Annotated in this window: 21 protein-coding genes and 1 pseudogene; 16 read left to right on the top strand and 6 right to left on the bottom strand. The window is 71.8% G+C overall.

Translation table 11 applies throughout. The annotated features are described in order from the left end of the window. Positions 1 to 3: 3 nt before the first annotated feature. From pgsB to OG730_RS15510, 3 genes are all read left to right on the top strand, one after another. Positions 4 to 1,680, top strand: a complete 1,677-nt coding sequence (pgsB, locus tag OG730_RS15520; RefSeq protein WP_327304800.1) for a poly-gamma-glutamate synthase PgsB — start codon at positions 4 to 6, stop codon at positions 1,678 to 1,680. Beyond that, complete coding sequence (locus OG730_RS15515) at positions 1,677 to 2,159, top strand: poly-gamma-glutamate biosynthesis protein PgsC/CapC (RefSeq protein WP_327304799.1); 483 nt, start codon at positions 1,677 to 1,679, stop codon at positions 2,157 to 2,159. Before pgsB ends, OG730_RS15515 begins: the two co-directional genes overlap by 4 nt. A 67-nt stretch (positions 2,160 to 2,226) precedes the next feature. Continuing rightward, positions 2,227 to 3,306 (top strand): C40 family peptidase, encoded by a 1,080-nt coding sequence (locus OG730_RS15510; RefSeq protein WP_327304798.1) that lies wholly within the window; start codon positions 2,227 to 2,229, stop codon positions 3,304 to 3,306. Between the two features lie 78 nt (positions 3,307 to 3,384). On the opposite strand, the gene OG730_RS15505 is transcribed toward OG730_RS15510, so the two are convergent. The 3 genes from OG730_RS15505 to OG730_RS15495 all read right to left on the bottom strand — a co-directional run bounded on the left by OG730_RS15505 (position 3,385) and on the right by OG730_RS15495 (position 5,311). Beyond that, entirely contained in the window at positions 3,385 to 3,897 is a 513-nt protein-coding gene (locus OG730_RS15505; RefSeq protein WP_327304797.1) for a Uma2 family endonuclease, read from the bottom strand. After that, entirely contained in the window at positions 3,894 to 4,526 is a 633-nt protein-coding gene (locus OG730_RS15500) for a PucR family transcriptional regulator (RefSeq protein WP_327304796.1), read from the bottom strand. The genes OG730_RS15505 and OG730_RS15500 overlap by 4 nt, the downstream gene beginning before the upstream one ends. A 158-nt stretch (positions 4,527 to 4,684) precedes the next feature. Further along, complete coding sequence (locus OG730_RS15495; protein ID WP_327309628.1) at positions 4,685 to 5,311, bottom strand: hypothetical protein; 627 nt, start codon at positions 5,309 to 5,311, stop codon at positions 4,685 to 4,687. Here OG730_RS15495 and OG730_RS15490 point away from each other — a divergent pair. Continuing rightward, positions 5,268 to 5,398, top strand: a pseudogene (locus OG730_RS15490) (DNA-binding response regulator); the annotation flags it as partial. The gene OG730_RS15495 and the pseudogene OG730_RS15490 overlap by 44 nt on opposite strands. Positions 5,399 to 5,454: 56 nt before the next feature. Here OG730_RS15490 and OG730_RS15485 read toward each other — a convergent pair. Further along, positions 5,455 to 6,450: an SMP-30/gluconolactonase/LRE family protein gene (locus tag OG730_RS15485; RefSeq protein WP_327304795.1), complete on the bottom strand. Its 996-nt coding sequence runs from the start codon at positions 6,448 to 6,450 to the stop codon at positions 5,455 to 5,457. Between the two features lie 77 nt (positions 6,451 to 6,527). Between OG730_RS15485 and OG730_RS15480 the strand changes: the two genes are divergently transcribed. The 5 genes from OG730_RS15480 (at position 6,528) to OG730_RS15460 (ending at position 10,999) form a co-directional block, all read left to right on the top strand. After that, the gene (locus OG730_RS15480; RefSeq protein WP_327304794.1) at positions 6,528 to 6,965 is read left to right on the top strand and encodes a MarR family winged helix-turn-helix transcriptional regulator; all 438 of its coding nucleotides are present in this window, start codon (positions 6,528 to 6,530) and stop codon (positions 6,963 to 6,965) included. A 130-nt stretch (positions 6,966 to 7,095) separates the two neighbouring features. Beyond that, entirely contained in the window at positions 7,096 to 8,412 is a 1,317-nt protein-coding gene (locus tag OG730_RS15475) for an alpha/beta hydrolase (protein WP_327304793.1), read from the top strand. 281 nt (positions 8,413 to 8,693) lie between these two features. Continuing rightward, on the top strand, positions 8,694 to 9,749 hold the full coding sequence (locus OG730_RS15470) for an alpha/beta hydrolase (RefSeq protein WP_442815195.1): 1,056 nt from the start codon (positions 8,694 to 8,696) through the stop codon (positions 9,747 to 9,749). Next, on the top strand, positions 9,662 to 10,555 hold the full coding sequence (locus tag OG730_RS15465) for a trypsin-like serine peptidase (RefSeq protein ID WP_327304792.1): 894 nt from the start codon (positions 9,662 to 9,664) through the stop codon (positions 10,553 to 10,555). Before OG730_RS15470 ends, OG730_RS15465 begins: the two co-directional genes overlap by 88 nt. Before the next feature lie 39 nt (positions 10,556 to 10,594). After that, positions 10,595 to 10,999: a hypothetical protein gene (locus OG730_RS15460; protein ID WP_327304791.1), complete on the top strand. Its 405-nt coding sequence runs from the start codon at positions 10,595 to 10,597 to the stop codon at positions 10,997 to 10,999. Between the two features lie 35 nt (positions 11,000 to 11,034). On the opposite strand, the gene OG730_RS15455 is transcribed toward OG730_RS15460, so the two are convergent. Beyond that, a complete protein-coding gene (locus OG730_RS15455) occupies positions 11,035 to 11,943 on the bottom strand; it encodes an EamA family transporter (protein ID WP_327304790.1) in 909 nt (302 codons plus the stop codon). Positions 11,944 to 12,047: 104 nt separating this feature from the next. After that, positions 12,048 to 13,169 (bottom strand): threonine synthase, encoded by a 1,122-nt coding sequence (locus tag OG730_RS15450; RefSeq protein WP_327304789.1) that lies wholly within the window; start codon positions 13,167 to 13,169, stop codon positions 12,048 to 12,050. A 219-nt stretch (positions 13,170 to 13,388) separates the two neighbouring features. Between OG730_RS15450 and OG730_RS15445 the strand changes: the two genes are divergently transcribed. The 7 genes from OG730_RS15445 (at position 13,389) to OG730_RS15415 (ending at position 20,597) form a co-directional block, all read left to right on the top strand. Next, positions 13,389 to 14,963 (top strand): S8 family peptidase, encoded by a 1,575-nt coding sequence (locus OG730_RS15445; protein WP_327304788.1) that lies wholly within the window; start codon positions 13,389 to 13,391, stop codon positions 14,961 to 14,963. Positions 14,964 to 15,081: 118 nt separating this feature from the next. Continuing rightward, positions 15,082 to 16,209, top strand: a complete 1,128-nt coding sequence (locus OG730_RS15440; protein ID WP_327304787.1) for a DUF4190 domain-containing protein — start codon at positions 15,082 to 15,084, stop codon at positions 16,207 to 16,209. Positions 16,210 to 16,341: 132 nt separating this feature from the next. Continuing rightward, entirely contained in the window at positions 16,342 to 17,094 is a 753-nt protein-coding gene (locus OG730_RS15435; RefSeq protein ID WP_327304786.1) for a GntR family transcriptional regulator, read from the top strand. Positions 17,095 to 17,466: 372 nt separating this feature from the next. Continuing rightward, on the top strand, positions 17,467 to 19,164 hold the full coding sequence (locus OG730_RS15430; protein ID WP_327304785.1) for a purine-cytosine permease family protein: 1,698 nt from the start codon (positions 17,467 to 17,469) through the stop codon (positions 19,162 to 19,164). Positions 19,165 to 19,324: 160 nt separating this feature from the next. Further along, the gene (locus tag OG730_RS15425) at positions 19,325 to 19,537 is read left to right on the top strand and encodes an SPOR domain-containing protein (protein ID WP_327304784.1); all 213 of its coding nucleotides are present in this window, start codon (positions 19,325 to 19,327) and stop codon (positions 19,535 to 19,537) included. Positions 19,538 to 19,578: 41 nt separating this feature from the next. Then, positions 19,579 to 20,001 (top strand): (deoxy)nucleoside triphosphate pyrophosphohydrolase, encoded by a 423-nt coding sequence (locus OG730_RS15420; RefSeq protein ID WP_327304783.1) that lies wholly within the window; start codon positions 19,579 to 19,581, stop codon positions 19,999 to 20,001. A 167-nt stretch (positions 20,002 to 20,168) separates the two neighbouring features. Beyond that, complete coding sequence (locus OG730_RS15415; RefSeq protein WP_327304782.1) at positions 20,169 to 20,597, top strand: ATP-binding protein; 429 nt, start codon at positions 20,169 to 20,171, stop codon at positions 20,595 to 20,597. Positions 20,598 to 20,632: the final 35 nt, after the last annotated feature.

Raw genomic sequence — 20,632 nt, 5'->3', positions numbered from 1 at the left:
CCCGTGATCTTTCTCTTCGTCGTGCTGGTCGTCTGCTGCGTGGTGATGCTGATCGCCGGCGTCGTCGAGCAGCGGCGGCACTTCGCCAACCTGGAAGAAATACCCACCCGGGTGCTGGTCAACGGCATCCGCGGCAAGAGCTCCATCACCCGGCTCGTCGCGGGCGCACTGCGCGGCGGCGGACTGGTCACGGTCGCCAAGACCACCGGCACCGCGGCCCGCTTCATCCACCCGGACGCCACCGAGGAGCCGGTCTACCGCAAGTTCGGCATCGCCAACGTCGTCGAGCAGATCGGCATCGTGCGCCGCGCCGCGGCCTACAAGCCCGACGCGCTGGTCATGGAGTGCATGGCCGTCATGCCCCCGCTCCAGGAGCTCAACCAGGAAAAGCTGATCCAGTCCACCATCGGCGTGCTGTGCAACGTCCGTGAGGACCACGTGGCCGAGATGGGCCCGACCCTGGACGACATCGGCCGCTCGCTGTCCCGCTCCATGCCGCACGACGGCATCTGCGTCACCGCCGAGAAGGACCGCTTCCACGTCCTCCAGGAGGAAGCGGACGCGCGGAACTGCCGGCTCATCTACGCCGACCCCGAGATCGTCAGCGACGAGGAGCTGCGCGGCTTCAGCTGGTTCACCTTCAAGGAGAACGTGGCCATCGCGCTCGTCGTGGCCGAGCTGCTCGGCATCGACCGGGAGACCGCGCTGCAGGGCATGTACGACGCCCCGCCGGACCCGGGCGTGCTCTCCGTCGAGCGGTACATCGGCCCCGGCGACAAGCGGCTGCGGTTCGCGAACGTGTTCGCGGCCAACGACCCCGAATCCACGCTGATGAACATCAACCAGCTCCTGGACCTCGGCGCGATCAGCCGCCCGCTCAACGTGGTCATCAACTGCCGCCCCGACCGCGTCGAGCGCAACGGCCAGATGGGCCAGATCGTGCCCGACCTCCAGCCCGACAAGGTGTTCGTCATCGGCCACCCGGCGAAGAGCGCCATCGACGCGATCCCCGCCGACTGGCGCGACCGCGCCGTGGACCTCGGCGGCGACCGCGACGGCGAGGAGTTCATGCACGAGCTCCTCGGCCACCTCGGCCAGGAGTCCTCGCTCGTGGCCATCGGCAACATCCACGGCCAGGGCGAGATCCTGCTGGAGCACCTCGCCGAACTGCCCTCCTTCGAGGAGGACGGCGAGATCCCGGCCGCGCCCGGCACGCCCGCCCAGCACGTGCGGCACGACCAGACCATGGCGCTGTACGTCAAGCACCTCGACCCGTACGCGAACCTGCCCGCGGCCGAGGAAGAGCGCCGCATGCGCAACCCCCACATCCCGACGCCGCGCGGCGAGGGACAGCACCACTACGCGAACCAGGGCTACGCGAACCAGCAGTTCCAGCAGCAGCAGTACCCGCACCAGCAGTTCCAGCAGCAGCAGTTCCCGCACCAGCAGCAGCCGCAGCACCAGGGGTACGACCCGTCGTACGAGCAGTACCAGCCGGCGGCGCAGCAGCAGCCGCGGCGTCCGGAGCTGACGTCGGCGGCCTGGCCACAACTCCAGCAGCCCCAGCCGCTGCCCCTTCAGCAGCCGCAGCAGCAGCCGCAGCTCCCGCCGCCGCCCCGGCGACCCCAGCCCGAGAACCCGCAGCCCCCGCAGTGGTCTAACCCAGGAGAACCCCGTTGATCCCCGCCGTCCTCACCCCCGAGATCGCCGCGATCGGCATCGCCCTGGGTCTGCTGTTCTCCCTCGTCTGCTACCTGACGACCAACCTGTCCCCCGGCGGCATGATCACCCCGGGCTGGCTGGCCCTCACCCTCATCGAGGACCTCCAGCGCGCCGCGATCGTCCTCGGCGTCACCGTCCTGACGTACTCGCTCACCCTCGTCGCCCAGCGCTACGTGATCCTCTACGGCAAGCGGCTGTTCGCGACCGTCGTGCTCATCGGCGTGCTGCTCCAGGGCGGTGTGGTGCTCCTGCTGCAGCTGAAGTTCCCGCTGCTGTACGCGAACCAGACCCTCGGCTTCATCGTGCCCGGCCTGATCGCCTACCAGCTGGTCCGTCAGCCCAAGGGGGCCACGCTGCTGGCCACCGGCTCCGCGACGCTCATGACGTACGTCGTGCTGACCGCCGGCATCCTGCTCGGCTTCTTGCAGCACGCGTGACCCCGGCCCGGCCGCCCGCCCCCGTCCGTCCTTTCGCCCGCTCGACCGACCTCGCCCGGAGTAACCGATGACCGCCACGTCCAAGCGCCGCACACGTCCCGTCCTGCACGCGGCCACCGTGATCGCGCTGCTGGCCGGCAGCGCCTACTTCACCATCGAGCTGCGCAAGGAGGAGCAGGCCAAGGCGCCGGCCATCCAGACGATCGTCGACGCCCCCGTCGCCGGCAAGGGGGGCGCCGAGGACACCGCCCAGAAGTGGGAGCGGCTGAAGAACCCGGAGCGTTCCGTGCTGCGTGACGGCAAGGGCGGGATCCTCGCGACCTTCACGGACGGCGCCCGCACCGCCACCCTCACCGGCCCCAGCCGCACCTTCACCGAGCCGGCCACCACCAAGACCCGGGTGGTCACCGAGAACTGGGTGCGGCTGATGCCGGAGACCTGGCGCAGCGGTGCCGAGAAGGAGCAGTGGTTCCAGGAGTGGTACAAGAAGTACCACGGCAGCGAGGAGGACGACCTCTTCGCGATCGCCTTCCAGTACGGTGACCAGGCCCCGGTCAAGAAGGACGCGGAGGGCGTCCCGTACGCCGGTGACGCGAGCTTCGGCCCGATCAACCCGAACGGCTCGGTCGGCAACGACTACCGGCTGGAGGAGTCGGACTTCTTCGACTACCTCGGCATCCCGTACACCTTCCGCAACGGGACCACGATGAAGCCCGAAGCGATGCGCGCCCGCTCGATGGACTGCTCCGGCTTCATCCGGACCGTCTTCGGCTACCGGGCCCGCTTCCCACTGATGGCCACGGACACCGCCACCGGCGACGGCCTGCCGCGCACCGCGAACGGCATGGCCCGCTCCAAGGTCGGCGTGAACGTCATCCCGCTCAAGGGGGTCGGCGCCGACGGCCGTCCCTCGTCCATCGACGTCCTGCAGCCGGGCGACCTGCTGTTCTTCAAGCTGGACGGGCGCACCGGAGAGCGGCTGGACCACACGGGCATGTTCCTCGGCACCGACACCGACGGACACCAGATCTTCATCTCCAGCCGCGAAGAGGCCAACGGCCCGACCATCGGCGACAAGGGCGGTACCTCCCGCCTGGACGGCAACGGCTACTACGCGGCGACCCTGCGGAGCGCGAAGCGGATCTGACCACGGGTTCGTAGCGGCGCATGGCGAAAGGGGCCGGACTCCGAGAGTCCGGCCCCTTTCGCGTGCCCCGCCGAATCCTCAGCTGCTCCGGGGCGGCGTGAGCTTGTCGAGGTCGAGGCTGATCTCGAAGGGCACCGGGCGCCGGAGGGTGCCGCGGAAGATGCCGGCGGGCGCGTAGGCGCCTGCCGGTTCTTCGAGCTCGAAGACGTGCACGACGGGGGCCCCGTCCTCGTCCTCGACGCGCCAGTAGTGCGGGATGCCGGCCTCCGCGTACTTGCGCAGCTTGACGATGCGGTCGCGGTGGGCGGATTCGGGCGACACGACCTCGACGACGAGCTTCACGGCTTCCGGGGCGTACCAGGTGCGGTCGGGGTCATAGGACAGGTCCGTCAGCAGGAGGTCCGGCTCGGGTCGGTTGCGGGCATCGAGGCGGATCGTCATCTCCCGCTCGACCTCGAAGCCGGCGGGCACCTGCGCCATCAGCGTGGTGGTCTTCAGGGCCGCCAGGAAGTCCAGCCGGGTTTCCAGGCGGGACAGGTCGCACTGCGTGAGGTGTTCGATCCGGGCGACGCGCCGGCGCAGCGAGTTCACGTGGAGGTGGAGGTGGAGGCGGGCGGCGCAGGCGGTCCAGGAGGGTCGCAGTCGAGGAAGGCCTCCAGGGTGGCCAGGAGGTCGGTCCGGTGGCGGGCGTCGTGATCGCGCAGGGGGCCCAGGAGACGGGCGGCGAAGGCCCGGCGGGCTTCGGCGGGGATGAGGGGGAGCAGGGTCAGGATGGGCGAGGTGAGGTCCTCCGGGCCGCGTACCGTCACCGGCTCGGGGTCCGCGCGGGCGATCCGCATCGCGTGGTGGGCCTGTTCCAGCGAGCGGCGGGCGTTGCCCGGCTCGGCCACCGGTGAGCTGACGCCGATGGAGACGCCGTCCTCGGGCCCGAGCCAGCGGGCGAGCGCCGCGGCGAACCTGCGCTGGAGCGCGGCGTGGTCGAGGGCGGGGTCGGGGTGGGCGTCCGAGGGCTCGGGGACCAGGACGAGCAGGACCGCCCGGTCGCCGTCGACGGTGGCGGCGATGTCCTCCGAGGAGACCGGCACCGGGCCGTCCTCCTGGACCAGGGCCTCCTCCAGGAGGACGCGCAGGGCCGCGGCGGGGACGGGACCGGTCCCGCGCCACTCGCCCGAGGCGACCACGAACTGGCAGCGCGGCCAGTAGCCGACCCCGCTGAGCACGGCCTGCGCGGTGCTGCGCAGCCGGACGGGGATCTCCTCGGCCGGGACGCCGCTGTCGTGCAGCAGGGCCAGGGAGCGGTCGGCCAGGTCGTTGCGCGCCGTCTTCGTCCGCTCGTGGGCGGCGCGGGCGTCGGCGACCAGCTCGACGGTGCGGTCGATCAGCTCCCGGTCGGGGGCCGGCCACAGCGAGGTGTCGGCCTCGACGACGAGCAGCCAGTCGCCCAGTTCGGCGGCCCGGGGCGCCGCTCCCGGGACGAGGGAGTAGGGGCGGCCGCCGACCGTGACGTGATGGGGGGCCCTCTCGCGCGCCCGGCGGGCGGCGAGGTAGCGGGCGGCCAGTGCGGAAGCGGTCGTGGCGCGCAGCGGCGGCCTGGCTCCGGCGATCTGGCGTCCGTCGCGGACAGGACGCGCACGTCGAGGCCGAGCGTGCGGCGCAGGAGCTCCAGTACGGAGTCCGGTGCGGCCCGGTCGGCGAGCAGCCGCCGGTGGCGTTCGACCAGGGCGGTCAGGCCGGCGAGGCTGCCGGGGTCCCGGCGGTGCAGCCGGCGCAGGACGTGCTCGGTGACCGCGGCGAAGGAGGTCTCCGGACGTACGGCGATCAGCGGGAGCCCGTGGCGCCGGCAGGCACGCACGAGGTCGAGGACGACGGCGAGCAGCGCCCCGGACACGGCGAGCAGGGTCAGCACGGCGAACGCGCCCGACGCGGTCCTTGAGCAGATACCCGACGGCCGTCCCGTCGCCTCCCGCCGCCTCACCGTCTCGGAGGCGGCGGTGGGCCAGCACATCGGGAACATCCTGATGAAGCTCGACCTGCCCCGGCGCAGGAGTCCCACCGCCGCGTCCTCGCCGTCCTGGCCTACCTGCGGGGCTGACGGATCCCGCGGGTCCACGGACCGCGGACCCGCGGACCCCGCCCCCCGGCCGCGGATCAGAAGCCGCGGACCGAGGCGACCGTGAAGACGGTCGGCGCGCCGGTGGAGGGCAGCAGCACCCCGCCGTCCCTGTCGAACTGGGACCGCACCACCAGCGTCCGCCCCGGGACCCGGGCCAGCGTGGTCGGGATCTGGAGCGAGGGGTCCGTGACGGTGCGGACCAGGCGGGCCCGGGTGCCGTCGGCCGACACCTGCCAGCGGCTCAGGGTGTTGCGGGTGTTCTGGGCCGCGCGCAGGACCCCGCCGGGGGCGAGGTCGAGCCCGTCGGCGGTCTTCAGATCCCCGCCGGTCAGGGCCACGCGGGACACCGCGCCGGAGGCCGGGTCGATGCGGTACAGGTCCCCTGCGGTCATATCGACGGTGAGCAGGAACCGCCCGGCCGGGTCGGCCGTGATGCCGTTGAGGCTGAAGCTGCCCGCCGGGGACGGGGTGAGCCGCCCGCTCAGGTCGTACGCGGGCAGCAGCGGGCCGGATCCGGCGGCGAGCTGCTCCGGGGCGACCCGGTAGACCACCGCGCGGACGCTGTCGGTGAGGTAGGCGGTGCCGTCCGGGGTGACGGCGAGGTCGTTGAGGAAGCGCGGCGCGCTCCCGGGTATCTCGAAGTGGGCCAGCCGGGCCCCCGAGCGGGTGTCGTAGACCGAGACGCCCGCGGTGGAGTCGGTCACCCAGAGCCGGCCGTGCCCGTCCACCCGCAGTCCGTTCGCGGTGTGGCGGCCGTCGGTGCCCGCGGGCAGGAAGACCCGCGCCGCGCGCTCGCCGGAGCGGGCCCGGTAGATGGTGCCGCTCGTATAGGAGCCGACGTAGACCGTGCCGGTGCGGGGGTCGGCGGCTATGCCCTCCGGGAAGACCTTCTCGCCGGGCAGGGCGAAGGCGGTGGAGATGGCCGGGGAAGCGTCCGTACGGGCTCCCTCGGCCGGGGCCGCGCCGAGGGTCAGGGCGGCGGTCAGGGTCAGCAGCGCGGCGGGCAGGAACTTCTTCGCAGGCATCATCATCAGACGTCCTCTTCTCTCTGGATGAGCACGAATGTAAGTTAGAGCTCTAATGCATGCAAGGGCTTTATGATGCGGGGATGACTTCGATGCCCGTCGAGCAGCGCCTCGGCTCCCACATCAAGCGCGCCGAGCAGGCGCTCGTCGGGGCCAAGCACGCGGCGCTGAAGCCGGCCGCAGTAACGGTTCCGCAGTACGCCGCCCTGCTCTGGCTCGCCGAGAAGCCCGGGATCTCCGCCGCCTCGCTCGCGCGCCTGTGCGGGGTGACGCCGCCGACGATGAACACCGTGCTGAAGAACCTCTCGGAGCGCGGCCTCGTCGAGCGGACCCCGCACGAGCTGCACCGCAACGTCCTGGAGACCCGGCTCACCGACGAGGGGCGCTCCGTGATGGAGGTGGCCGACGCCGGGGCGGTGGCGGTGGAGCGGGCGCTCGCCGCCGAGTTCAGCGGCGAGGAGCGGGAGCTGCTGATCGGCCTGCTCGGGCGGTGCGCGGCGGTCCTCGACGGGCTGCGGTGATGTGTCCCGGATGCGGATCATGATTTTGCGCTGATTTGGAACTTTCCGGGGGATTCACACATCAGGACTAGGGGAGCCCAGTCCCTTCTGTCCCACCGGGGGGCAGTCATGACCGTTCGGAGCGAAGTTCGTGCACCAGGACCCGCAGCGCCCGCGGCCCGATGACCAGCCTGACCAGTCGCACCTGCCTGACCAGTCGCACCTGCCTGACCAGTCGCACCCGCCGTACCAGTCGCACCCGCCGTACCCGCCGCGCCAATCCGAGGGCGACCCGGCACACCGCGACGACGCGTACGTCCCCCCGCACATACCCGGGCCCCCCGGCGGCCCCGTTTCCCAGGAGCCCCCGCGACGCTCGCGCCGCGCCGGCGGCCGCCCCCGCTCCCGCCGCGTGCTGTGGACGAGCGCGGGCCTCGCCCTCGTGCTCCTCGTCGGCGGCGGTGGCTTCGCCGCCTGGAAGCTGGACTGGTTCTCCGGCAACGGCTCCTCGGTGAGCTTCGGGCAGCCCTCACCCCCCGCCGGCCCGGGCGCGGAGCGCGGGACCCCGGGGCAGACCCCCGCGAGCCCGTCCGCCCCGACCGGCGATCCGGACGTACAGCCGGCGACCGGCCCGGTCGCCGCCTTCAAGCAGACCGCCAAGCTGGACGACGGCACGGTCATCGCCAAGACCCGCCTCAAGGGCGCCAAGTCCGGTTTCGAGGGCGACGTCTGGGTGTGGACGCCGAAGGAGTACGGCGACCCGAAGTACGCCAAGAGCGGCTTCCCGGTGCTCATCGCCCTCCCCGGCGGCAACGGCTTCCCGGACAACTACTGGGCCGACCGCAGCCTCGGCCTCCAGAAGGCCATCGGCGAGGGCGTCAAGGCCGGCACCAGCCTGCCGTTCATCGTGATCATGCCGGTGCTCAACCCGGACGCGAAGTACTACTACGACGGCTCCGACATCCCCGGGAAGCCCAAGATGGGCACCTGGATCGCCGAGGACGTCCCGGACTTCACCCGCGCCAACTTCCGTACGTACAAGTCCCGCGACGGCTGGGCCTTCATGGGTTCCTCCTCCGGCGCCTTCGTCGGCATGAAGCAGGTGCTCCAGCACCCGGACCGGTTCAAGGCCGTGATCGCCAGCGGCGGCGAGATCCTCCCCGACTCCCCGTTCTGGAAGGGCCACCAGGCGGAGATGGACGCGAACAACCCCGAGAAGCTCGCCCAGAAGCTGATCGACACGGGCGGTCCCGAGGTCTACATCAACTTCCAGGTCGGGACCCGGGAGACCGGCAAGGAGGGCATGGCGCGGTTCCGGCAGAAGTACGGCAAGGGTCCGGTCAAGGTGACCATCCGGGACATCCAGAACGGCGAGCACAACGGCTGGCACTACGTGCGCGGCATGAAGGAAGGCTCACTGGAATGGGTCAGCAAGGTCCTCAAGGGTCCGAAGCCCGAAACGGGCTGACCGGCGTGGCCCTCGCCACGTCCACCCGTCCCGGGCAACCCATCCGGTCGTTCATACCTCTGTTAAGGATGTAAGGGGGGACCAATCGGTCCAGCCCGCGCTCCCAGGGGGCGCCGGAGAAGGAACGGGAACGATCCGTGCACCAAGACCTGCAGGGTGACAGGGCCGCCACCACCGGGGACGCCCCTGTCACGACCGAAGGCGCCCCCGCGACCTCCGCGACCGATGGCGTCCCCGCGACCGCGGCCCGACGCCCCCGGCGCCGGCTCCGCCGGATCCTGATCGGCGGGGGCCTCGGGCTCGCCCTGCTGGCGGGCGGCGGGGGCGCGTACCAGTTCGGGCTCTTCTCCGACATAGGCGATCCCGTCTCCTTCGGGAAGCCCCCTTCCGCGGACTCCGCCGCCTCCGCCGCCTCCGACACCGGGGCCGCGCCGGGGGTGCGGATGCCGACCGGGCCGAAGGCCTCGTTCGTCCGGACCTCCCGGCTGCCCGACGGCACCCAGATCGCCAAGACCACCCTGAGGGGCAAGAAGTCCGGGTTCACCGGTGACGTATGGGTGTGGGTGCCGAAGGAGTACGACGACCCGGCGTACGCCGACAGCGCCTTCCCGGTCCTGATCTCCCTGCCCGGCGGCCGCGGCTACCCCACGAACTACTGGGGCACGGGCCCCGGCCTCGGCCTCCAGCAGGCCGTGAGCGACGGGGCGAAGTCCGGCAAGAGCCTGCCCTTCATCCTGGTCATGCCGGTGCACAACGCCGACACCAAGCACCACTTCGACGCCTCGGACATCCCCGGAGAGCCCAAGATGGGTACCTGGATGGTCGAAGACGTCCCGGATTTCACGAAGGCCAATTTCCGTACCTTCACCTCCCGCGACGGCTGGGCCTTCATGGGCTCCTCGGCGGGCGGATTCGGTGCCTTCAAGCACGTCCTGAAGCACCCCGACCGCTTCAAGGCGGCCATCGCGAGCGGGGTCGACATCGTCCCCGATTCCCCGCTGTGGAAGGGGAACAAGCAGGCCATGGACGCGGACAACCCCGAGAAGCTCGCCGCGAAGCTGATCGCCGCGGGCGGCCCGGACGTCTACATCAACTTCCAGATCGGCACCGCGGAATCCGGCCGTGAGAAGGCCGAGCAGTTCATCAAGGAGTACGGCAAGGGTCCCGTGCACACCACCCTGCAGGTGATCCAGGATGGTCAGCACAACGGGAAGTCCTACGTCCGCGGGATGAGGGAGGGCGCACTGGAGTGGATCAGCAAGGTGATGTCCGCACCCACCCCGAAGCCCCGGCCGGCCCCGAGCGGCGGCGCGAGCGGCGCCGCCGCCCCGCGGTGAGCCACCGCCTCAAGGGGATCGGGATCGGCTCGGCCGCCCTCGTGGGGGCCGCCGGGCTGCTCGCCGCGGTGTTCCTCAGGAACCCCGGCGGCTACGAGGACCACGGCGCCCTCGCCTTCCCCACCGTCGGCGTCCTCATGGCGGGCGGCGAGCACTGGTGCACGGCCAGCGTCGTCGACAGCCCGCGGGGCAACGTCGTCGCCACCGCCGCGCACTGCGTGGCCCCCGCCGGCGAGGACGGGCGGCCGGGCGAGGCCGCGCACGACGGGCTCGCCATCGGCGAGCTCGCCTTCGCCCCCGCCTTCACCGGGGAGGGCTCCGGGAAGCAGCCGCTCGGCGTGTGGAAGGTGCGCTCCGTCCAGGTCGACGAGCGCTGGACGAAGTGGGGCGAGGACACCGCCGACTTCGCCTTCCTCAGCGTCGAACCGGACGCGGACGGGCGCAGCCTGCAAGAGGTCGTCGGACGCGGGGAGGCCCCCAAGCCCGTCTGGACCTCCGGCTACGAACGCGAGGTGACCGTCGTCGGCTATCCGGAGTCCGAGCACAACCCCGAGAACAAGCCCGTCGCCTGTACGACGCAGAGCCGGCACGACGAGGACGACCCCGCCATGCTCTACATCAACTGCTCCGGGTTCTGGACGGGGACGAGCGGCAGCCCGTGGATCGCCGACCGGGGCGGACCGGGACGGCCGGGGCAGCTCATCGGGGTGCTGAGCGGCGGGGACACCGACGTGGACTCCACGGCCGCCCTGTTCGACGACCGGGCCAAGGCCCTCTACGAGCGGGCGGCGAAGCCCGCCCGCTAGGGCGTGTCCGGCGGATCACGGCGATGGCAGAGTGGGCCCGTGAGTTACAGCATCTTCCTGGTCCGGTTCGTGGACGGCGAGGTCGTCGCCCTGGACGCCGAACGGTTCCGACAGGTGACGGAACCGTATGTGGTGGCGGGCGGTCCGGAGGAGGGCTTCTCCCAGGTCCGCGCGGAGGACGGGGGCGAGGCGGACCTCTACCACGAGTCCCAGAACGAGGCCGGGATGGTGTGCGTGACGGCGACGCACTTCGCCTGTGGCGCGATGCTCGGTGTGCTCGCCCGGCTGGCGGCGGCTCTCGGAGCCTCGATCGTCCCCCAGAGCGGTGGCGCGCTGATTTTCCACGAGGAGGATCGCGGCCATCTTTCCGCGGACCTCCAGGAGACCGCGCTGGTCATCGCTCCCACGGCGGACGGGTTGCGGGCGGCGTTCGACGCGCGATGAGCGTCCGCGCCCCGACGGCGGACCATGGACACGCCCTAAGGCGTGTCCTTCGGGTCGGGGCGGCGCTCGGTGCTCACGATCACGCACACCGCCGCCACGACGATCACGCCGCCGAGCAGGAGCGGCCAGGTCAGGGCCTCGTCGAGGATGAGCCAGCCGAGCGCGACGGCCACGACCGGATTCACGTAGGCGTACGTGGCCACCAGCGAGAGCGGAGCCGCGCGCAGCAGCCACACGTACGCGGTGAAGCCGACGAGCGAGCCGAACAGCACGAGGTAGCCGAGGGCCAGCCAGGACCTGGTGGAGTACGAGGTGAGGTCCAGCCCATGCTGTTCGCCGCGGCACAGGCCGACGAGGATCCCGCCGGTCCCGCCCGCGAGCATCTGGTACGCGCTGCCGGTGAAGGGGTTCGCCGGCAGGGTCAGCTTCGAGCCGGAGAAGGAGCCGAGCGACCAGCACACCGAGCCGGCCAGCACCAGGAGCACCCCGCCGAGCGCGATCTGCCCGCCGAGCCCCGGGCTGGTCAGGACGGCGAGCCCGCCGAGCCCCAGCAGCACCCCGGCCACGGTGCGGGGCGAGGGGCGGTCTCCGGAGCCGGCGCGCAGGACGACCAGCCACATCGGGACGGCGGCCACCAGGAGGGCGGCCAGCCCGGAGGGGATCGAGGTCTCGGCGAGGACGACGAGGCCGTTGCCGCCGAGCACCAGCAGCAGCCCGACCAGCACGGCGGAACGCACCTGCGCGCCGGTGGCCTTGAGGGCGGCCGGTCCGTCGCGCCAGGCGACGAGGCCGGCCAGGAGGAGGCCGGCGGTGATGAAGCGGGCCCCGGCGGAGAGGAACGGGGGCATGGTCTCGACGACGATGCGGATGCCGAGGTAGGTCGAGCCCCAGACGACGTAGACGAGGGTGAGGGCGAACCAGACACGGGCCGATGGGGTGCGCATGACGCGGAGCCTATGTCGTTGGCCCCTGCACCCATCATGGGGTCCCCCGGAGCGGGGCGCTCCGGCCGGGAGGCCGTCGGGCGGTCAGCCGGACGCCGGCCCCGTCAGCCCGCCGGCGCCGCCAGGCCCGTCTTGGCGCCCGCCCCGCAGAGCGGGACCACGGCGGTGCGGCCCTGGAGGGGGTCCTCGGGGGCGGTGGGCCCGACCGCGGCCCAGCAGGCGGCGGCCGTGGGTTCCACGAAGAGCCCGCGCCGGGCCAGGTCGAGCTGGGCCGCACGGACGCGGTCGTCGGTGACGGTCAGGAAGGTGCCGCCCGACTTCCGGACGGCCGCCAGGATCTGGCGGGCCCGCGGCGGAGCCGGGATCGCGATCCCCTCGGCCAGGGTGGGGAGTTGGGGTACGGCCTCGGCGTCCTCGGCGCCCGCGCGGAAGGCGGAGGCCAGCGGGGCGACGGCCGCCGACTGGACGGCGATCAGCGTCGGCGGGCGGACCCCGCGGCGGGCCAGCTCCTCCACCGCCAGCGCTGCCCCGAGCAGCAGCGTGCCGTTGCCGACCGGGACGACGACCACCTCCGGGAGATGGCCGCCCAGCGCCTCCCAGATCTCGTAGACGTACGTCTTGGTGCCGTGCAGGAAGTACGGGTTGAAGACGTGGCTGGCGTAGAACACCCCCGGCAGGTCCGCCGCCTCGCGGGCCGCCACCGCCGCCGCCTCGCGTCCGCCCGGCACCACCGTCACCGTCGCGCCGTGCGCGCGCATCTGCTCCGTCTTCTTCGCCGAGGTGCCCTCCGGCACGAAGACCTCGCAGCTCAGCCCGGCGCGTGCGCAGTAGGCGGCGAAGGCGGTCCCGGCGTTGCCGCTGCTGTCGGCCACCACCCGCTCCGGTCCCAGCCGGCGCGCGACCTCCGCGAGCATCACCGCGCCGCGGTCCTTGAAGGACAGCGTGGGCATCAGGAAGTCGAGCTTGGCGTGCACCCGCTCCGACAGCGGCACCAGCGGGGTGTTCCCCTCCGCCAGCGTGACCGCGAACGCCCCGGTGAGCGGCAGCGCGGGGCCGTAGCGCCAGAGCGAGTGGGGTCCGGCCGCGGGATCCAGCACGGCGTCCGGGTCGGGGACGAAGTCGAGGTCCCACGGTCCGCCGCACACCGGGCAGCACCAGGGGGCCGTCCGCGCGTCGGCGCGGGTGGCGTCTTCGGCGCAGACGTAGCCGGGTAGTGCGTGCGTCATGTGCGGTGAGCCTTTGCTCGTTCATGGCTGAGGTATGGCACGGATGTTACGCGTTCGTTGTCCTCTTGTGGTGGAGCGACTCCGTGGGTCAACCTTTCGTCAGCGGCGCATCGTTGGGCCGAATTGGTTGACATGGGCATGCCTAAAAACATGCCCTGACGGCAGCGCCCACCGGCCGCGCACCCCCCGCAGCGCACCACCTATGAGGAGGACCCTCACATGTCCGCGACGCGTCACACCCGCCGGAGGATCGCCGGCATCGGAGCGACCGCCACACTGGCCCTCGCCCTCGGAGCCACCCTCGCCTTACCCGCCTCGGCGGCCCCGAGCGCCCCGCAGGGCGTCATCGAGAACGCCGGCGCCGAAGGCACCGTCTCCGGCAGCTACATCGTGACCCTGAACGACTCCGCGGCGCGCTCCACCGCCGCCAGCGGGAAGGCCGTGGCCCAGCGCTACGGCGCGCGGATCGACCGGACCTACAGCGCCGCCCTCAACGGCTACTCCGTCGAGGTCTCCGAGGCGCAGGCCAGGAAGCTCGCCGCCGACCCCGCCGTCAAGTCCGTCGTGCAGAACCGGGTGTTCACCGTCGACACCACCCAGCCGAACCCGCCGTCCTGGGGCCTGGACCGGATCGACCAGACGGCCCTCCCGCTGAACCAGAGCTACACCTACCCGGACAAGGCCGGGGAGGGCGTGACGGCGTACATCATCGACACGGGCGTCCGCAAGACCCACCAGGACCTCGGCGGCCGCGCCTCCGACGGCTTCGACGCCATCGACAACGACAACACCGCCCAGGACGGCCACGGCCACGGCACGCACGTCGCCGGCACCGTCGCGGGCACCACGTACGGCGTGGCCAAGAAGGCGAAGATCGTCGGCGTGCGCGTGCTCGACAACAACGGATCCGGCACGACCGCCCAGGTCGTCGCCGGCATCGACTGGGTGACGGCGCACGCCGTCAAGCCGGCCGTCGCGAACATGTCCCTCGGCGGCGGCGCGGACTCCGCCCTCGACACCGCGGTCCGCAACTCCATAGCCAGCGGCATCACCTACGGGGTCGCGGCGGGCAACGAGTCCACCAACGCCAACACCAAGTCACCGGCCCGCGTGGCCGAGGCGATCACCGTCGGTGCCACCACCAACACCGACGCCAAGGCCAGCTACTCCAACTACGGCACGATCCTGGACCTCTTCGCCCCGGGCTCCAACATCACCTCCTCGTGGGGCACCGGCGACACCGCCACGAACACCATCTCCGGCACCTCGATGGCCACCCCGCACGTGGTCGGCGCCGCCGCCCTCTACCTCGCGGCCAACCCCGCCGCCACCCCGGCCCAGGTCTCCACGGCCCTGGTGAACGCGGCCACGCCGAACGTGGTGACCAGCCCCGGCACGGGCTCCCCGAACCGGCTGCTCAACATCGGCACCTCCACCACCCCGCCGAACCCGGGCACCCGCTTCGAGAACCTCGCCGACTACGCGATCGCCGACAACGCCACCGTCGAGTCGCCGATCACCGTCAGCGGGATCTCCGGCAACGCCCCGGCCACGCTGAGCGTGCCGGTCGACATCAAGCACACCTACGTCGGTGACCTGAAGGTCGACCTGGTCGCCCCCGACGGCACCGTCTACACCCTGCGCAACCGCACCGGCGGCAGCGCGGACAACATCATCCAGACCTTCACCGTGAACGCCTCGGCCGAGGTCGCCAACGGCGTGTGGAAGCTCCGGGTCGCGGACCTGGCGAACGTCGACACCGGAAAGATCGACTCCTGGGCGCTCCAGTTCTGACGCCCGGGCGGCAGTGACATGACGTGACGTGACGCGAAGAACCTCGGGGGCGACCGTTTCGGCGGTCGTCCCCGCTGCGTACCATTCGCGCATTCGTTCGCCCCGTTCCTGGAGCCCCGTGAGCACCCAGCCCCCCTACCAGTGGCCCGCCCCGCCCCCGCAGGGGTACGCGTACGGGCCGCCGCCGCTCAACGGCTTCGCGCTCGCCTCCCTGCTCGTGGGGCTGCTCTGCTTCCCGCCCCTCGGGATCGTCTTCGGGATCGTGGCCCTCGTGCAGATCGGGAAGAAGGGCGAGCGGGGCAAGGTGCTCGCCGTCCTCGGTCTGGTGGTGTCGGTCCTGATGTCCGGCGTGCTGGTCCTGGGCGCGGCGCGGGCCGCGGACACCTTCTTCGCGCGGGCCGGCGCGATGGGCGCGGCCGAGCCCTACGAGGACGTCGAGGGTGAGCTGGCCGACCTCGGCGAACTTGCCGTCGGCTCCTGTTTCAACGTCCCCGGCGGGGACCTGCTCGACGAGAACCCCTTCGTGTACCGGATCGCCTGCTCGCGGGTCCACGACGCCGAGGTCACCTTCGCGCGGGCGCTGGACGGGACGCGGTTCCCGGGCGAGGAGGAGCTGAAGGAGTCGTCGGCCGAGGACTGCTGGCGCGCGCAGGACGCGTACGCGATGGACACCTGGGCGCTGCCCCCGTACGCGGAGATGTTCTACTTCGCGCCCTCGCGCGAGCGGTGGGAGGGCGGGGACCGGCTGCTCGTATGCGTGATCGGCACGGCGGAGCAGGAGCATCGGGGCAGTCTGCGCAAGGATGCCGGAGTGCTGGCACCGGACCAGGTGGCCTTCCTGCGCGCGATGAACGCCGCCGATCTGGCCCTGGGCCACGCGCCCGACGCGGAGGTGGACGAGGCGCTGGAGGAGTACCGGGCCTGGGCGCGGGAGATGGACGGGGTACTGGCCGCGGAGTCGCGGATGCTCGACGGGGCGACGGCGGCGCGGCCGCAGGTGGCCGGGCCGGCGGGAGTGCAGCGCGAGCGCGTGGAGGCGGCGCGGCAGGAGTGGCGGCGGGCCGCGGAGGCGAAGACCGGGGACGGCTTCATGAAGGCCTGGGACCGGGCGCTCGCGGAGCTGCCGGTGGCGCCGGAGAAGGCGCTGCGCGGGGCGTACGGTCTGTCGACGACGGTGCCGGAGTGGCTGGAGGAGCCGCAGGGCGACGCCTCGGGCGGTCCGTCCGTGGAGCGGGTGTCGGCGTGAATGGTGCTGCTGTGACGCGTGGGTTTGAGTGACCAGGCTTCATCACTTCGGGTGAAACTCTGGCCCTTGCTTGCGGGAGACAACCGTCGGTTGCCAGGGTGTAGCTGTCTGTCAACCTGATGGGAGTGGCCTGTGACTTTCGGCGAGCAGCCGGCCTATCTGCGCGTCGCCGGTGATCTGCGACGGAAGATCGTCGATGGGTCCCTGCCTCCGCACGCCCGGCTCCCTTCGCAGGCCCGGATCCGCGAGGAGTACGGGGTCTCCGACACGGTGGCACTGGAGGCGCGCAAGGTCCTCATGGCGGAGGGCCTGGTCGAGGGCCGGTCCGGATCCGGCACGTACGTACGCGAACAACCCGTCCCGCGGCGCGTCGCCCGCTCCGGCTACCGCACCGGCGGGGTCTCGACCCCCTTCCGGCAGGAGCAGGCGGAGGCCGGCGCGCGCGGCACCTGGGACTCCAGCAGCGAACAGGCCGCCGCCCCGGCGGACATCGCGAAACGGCTCGGCATCGAGCCGGGCGAGCGGGTGATGCGGACGCGGTACGTGTACCGCGACGCGGGCGAGGCGATGATGCTGTCGACCTCCTGGGAGCCGCTGACCGTGACCGGGCGGACGCCGGTGATGCTGCCGGAGGAGGGACCGCTCGGCGGCGCGGGGGTCGTGGACCGGATGGCGGCGATCGACGTGGTCGTCGACAACGTGGTCGAGGAGGTCGGGGCGCGACCGGGCCTGGCGGAGGAGAGCATGCAGCTCGGCGGGGTGCCGGGGCACGTGGTCCTGGTGATCGGCCGCACGTACTTCGCGTCCGGCCGCGCCGTCGAAACCGCGGACGTCATCGTCCCGGCCGACCGCTACCGCCTGGCGTACCACCTACCGGTGAGGTGAACCGAGGGCGGCGCGGCGCCGTTGCCGGGGACCAGCCCCCGGACCCCCGCTCCTCAAACGCCGGAGGGGCTGGATTTTGGCTGATGCCGCCCGCAGGGGCAGGCCCTCGCTTCGCGGAGTGGGCTCCGCGTGGCCGCGTTGAGTTGCCCGCAGGGCAAACCCAGCCCCTCCGGCGTTTGAGGAGCGGGGGCGCGGGGGCCGGCCCCCGCAACGGCGGCGAGCCGGAACGCATCGGCGGAGCCCGCCGCACCGGACAGCGGACAGGGGGTCCGCAGGGTGTAACCCCGCCGTGACGCGGAGGCCGGGGGTGTAACCCCCGGGCAACGCCGGAGGGTGAGGGGCCGTCACGCGCGGGCCCTACCTTCCGGCGGTATGACCGATACCGTCACCCCGGCCCCGGCCCCGGCCCCGGCGCCCGCGCCACCCCGCCGGAGCTACGCCAAGCTCGCCGCCGACGAGAGCCGCGAGGACTACTCGCTCAGATACGCGCCCCACTCCTTCCGCCGCTGGGGCCCCGGCACCGTCGCCGGCACCGCCCTCGGCGGCATCGCCTACCTCGCCGACTTCGCCATCGGCGCCTCCATCGTCTTCGCCTACGGCTTCACCAGCGGGGCCGCCGCGATCCTGGCCGCGGCCGTCGTCATCTTCCTGACCGGCATCCCCATCGCCCGCGCGTGCGCCAAGTACGGCCTGGACATGGACCTGGTGACCCGGGGCGCGGGCTTCGGGTACTTCGGCTCCACCCTCACGTCCCTCATCTACGCCTCCTTCACCTTCATCTTCTTCGCGCTCGAAGGCTCGATCATGGCCCAGGCCATGCACCAGGCCGTCGGACTGCCGGTGGAGATCGGGTACCTGCTCACCACGCTGATCGTCATCCCGATCGTCTTCAAGGGCATGGGCGCCCTCGCCAAGGTGCAGGCCTGGACCCAGCCGATCTGGCTGATCGGGCTGGTCCTGCCCTTCCTCGTGCTCGCCTTCGAGGCCCCCGACGCCTGGGGCGCCTTCGCGCACTTCGGCGGGACGGAGGGAGCCGGCTCCGGGTTCTCGTGGATCGGCTTCGGATTCGGCACCGGCATCGCGCTCTCGCTCATCGCGCAGATCGGCGAGCAGGCCGACTACCTGCGGTTCATGCCCGCCAAGACCCCGGCCAACAGCCGCCGCTGGAACCTCGCCGTGCTCGCCGCCGGCCCCGGCTGGGTGATCATCGGCGCCGCCAAGCAGCTCGGCGGGGCCTTCCTCGCCTTCGTCGCCCTGGAAGCCGTCGGCAAGACCCACGCGCTGGAGCCGATCGCCCCGCAGCTGGAGGCGCTGCGCCCCTGGCTCGGCGGCCTCGCACTGCCCGTCGCCGCGCTGTTCGTCATCGTGTCCCAGATCAAGATCAACGTCACGAACGCCTACAGCGGCTCGCTGTCCTGGTCGAACTTCTTCTCCCGCGTCACCCACCGCCACCCCGGCCGCGTCTGGTACATCTTCCTCAACCTCGGCATCGCGCTGACGCTGATGGAGCTGAACATGTTCGCGATGCTCGGCAAGCTGCTGGGCTTCTACTCCAACGTCGGCATCGCCTGGATCGTCGCCGTCGCCGCCGACCTCGTGATCAACAAGCGGCTCGGGCTCAGCCCGCCGTACATCGAGTTCAAGCGGGCCTACCTCTACTCGGTCAATCCGGCCGGATTCGGCTCGATGGTGATCGCCTCCACCGTTTCGATCCTCGCCTTCTTCGGCCTTTTCGGGACATACGCGGAGGCCTTCTCCACCTTCATCGCGGCCGGACTCGCGCTCGTCCTCTGCCCGTTGATCGCCTGGGCGACGAAGGGGAAGTACTACCTGGCCAGGCCGAACACGGTCAACGGCCCGGACGTGGTCGTCGAGGACGTCACCGCCACGCACGTCTGTTCCGTCTGCGAGTCCGCGTACGAGCTCCCGGACATCGCCGACTGCCCCGTCGTCTCCGGCGCGATCTGCTCGCTTTGCTGTTCTCTCGACGCCACCTGCGGGGACGTCTGCCGCAAGGGGAACCCGGGCGGCGCCGTGATCCTCCCGCCGCCGACCGTGCGCGGGGTCTGAACCGGCGCGCACGGCCCACTCGTACGCATGGCCGGATGCGTACGCCTGCGAGGTACCTCTTCGTGAAAAACCGTATCCGCTGAGTAAAGGTCGGGCGTAGGCTCGGGCATATGCGCAATGCGGTTTCCCGGGCAGGTACGTCGGCGGAGGGTGAAACGCGATGAACGACAGCGGTGCCCTGCTCCCGTGGCTGGTCATACGTGAGGACGACAACGGCAACCGCTACCGGGTGGGCCGGTACGCCACCCGGGCCGAGGCCCAGAAGGTCGCCGACAGCCTCGAAAGCAGAGGGCACAAGCAGCTCTACTGGATCGAGCGGCTCGGCCAGGTCGGTCAGGACACCACCGCCGGCCGGACCGGCACGAGGAACTGAGCGGTGCGGCGCACCGTCGCCGCTGCCATAGGCTCCGTCCCATGACTGTACGAGTGGTCGTGGGCGGAGCCCTTTGTCATGAGGGGCGCCTGCTGGCCGCCCGCCGGAGCGCGCCCCCCGAGCTCGCCGGCCGCTGGGAGCTTCCCGGCGGCAAGGCCGAGCCGGGTGAGTCCGTACCCGAGGCGCTCGTGCGCGAGCTGCGCGAGGAGCTCGGCGTGGAGACCGAGGCGCTGGAGCGGATCCCGGGGGAGTGGCCGCTGAAGCCCGGCCTCGTCCTGCACGTGTGGACGGCCCGGCTGCTCTCGGGCGATCCGCTCCCGCTGGAGGACCACGACGAGCTGCGCTGGCTGGGGCCCGAGGAGCTGGACTCGGTGGACTGGCTGGACCAGGACCGCCCGGCCGTCGCCGAGGCGGGCCGCCGGCTGAGCGCCGAATCCCGGGACCGCGTCCGAGGGGGCGCGTGACGCGCACGCGCTAGGCCGTCTGCGCCACAGTGCGCCGGTCCGTGGGGGACCGAGTGGTACGACGCCCCGAATACCGGGTATGTCGCTATTAATCCCTATCTTGAACGTGTACGCGAGGCTCTGTTCTCCCTGTCGAACCGGACTGGGGTCGCCAGCCGGCCCGGGAAGTGATCGGCGTGATCGACACAGACGGTGAATGCGCCGAATGGGCCTTTCCCGCCGAACCGGGTGCCGTCCGCACCGCCCGCCACGCGGTGCGCGGCACGCTGCGCGACTGGGGTCTCGACTCCGTCGGCGACGTCACCGTACTGCTGGTCAGCGAGCTGGTCACCAACTCCCTGCGGTACGCCTCCGGCCCCATCGGAGTCCGCCTCGTACGGCGCAATCCGGCCGTCGCCGACGCTCCTTCGGGTCCGGCACTTCTCGTGGAGGTTTCGGATCCGCTTCCGGATCCACCCCGCGAACGCGTGGCCGAGCCCGACGACGAGGGGGGTCGCGGGCTCCACCTCGTGGCCGTCTCCGCGCAGCGCTGGGGCACCCGTCACGGGAAGTCGGGCAAGACCGTGTGGTTCGAATTGGCTCTTCCTGGTGAGTAACAAGGTGAGGGCCCGTCGACGATCACAAGGGTTGG

The organism is Streptomyces sp. NBC_01298 (assembly GCF_035978755.1).
Lineage (GTDB): Bacteria > Actinomycetota > Actinomycetes > Streptomycetales > Streptomycetaceae > Streptomyces.
Note: the sequence above shows the minus strand (reverse complement) of the source record. Positions and strands in the feature narration are given on the sequence as shown.

What these genes read in the sequence shown, in the direction of transcription:
- OG730_RS15510 (WP_327304798.1), top strand. Translation starts at nt 2,227, where the DNA reads ATGACCGCCACGTCCAAGCGCCGCACACGTCCCGTCCTGCACGCGGCC.
- OG730_RS15495 (WP_327309628.1), bottom strand. Translation starts at nt 5,311, where the DNA reads ATGTGCTGGCCCACCGCCGCCTCCGAGACGGTGAGGCGGCGGGAGGCG.
- OG730_RS15485 (WP_327304795.1), bottom strand. Translation starts at nt 6,450, where the DNA reads ATGATGATGCCTGCGAAGAAGTTCCTGCCCGCCGCGCTGCTGACCCTG.
- OG730_RS15480 (WP_327304794.1), top strand. Translation starts at nt 6,528, where the DNA reads ATGACTTCGATGCCCGTCGAGCAGCGCCTCGGCTCCCACATCAAGCGC.
- OG730_RS15455 (WP_327304790.1), bottom strand. Translation starts at nt 11,943, where the DNA reads ATGCGCACCCCATCGGCCCGTGTCTGGTTCGCCCTCACCCTCGTCTAC.
- OG730_RS15450 (WP_327304789.1), bottom strand. Translation starts at nt 13,169, where the DNA reads ATGACGCACGCACTACCCGGCTACGTCTGCGCCGAAGACGCCACCCGC.
- OG730_RS15445 (WP_327304788.1), top strand. Translation starts at nt 13,389, where the DNA reads ATGTCCGCGACGCGTCACACCCGCCGGAGGATCGCCGGCATCGGAGCG.
- OG730_RS15430 (WP_327304785.1), top strand. Translation starts at nt 17,467, where the DNA reads ATGACCGATACCGTCACCCCGGCCCCGGCCCCGGCCCCGGCGCCCGCG.
- OG730_RS15425 (WP_327304784.1), top strand. Translation starts at nt 19,325, where the DNA reads ATGAACGACAGCGGTGCCCTGCTCCCGTGGCTGGTCATACGTGAGGAC.
- OG730_RS15420 (WP_327304783.1), top strand. Translation starts at nt 19,579, where the DNA reads ATGACTGTACGAGTGGTCGTGGGCGGAGCCCTTTGTCATGAGGGGCGC.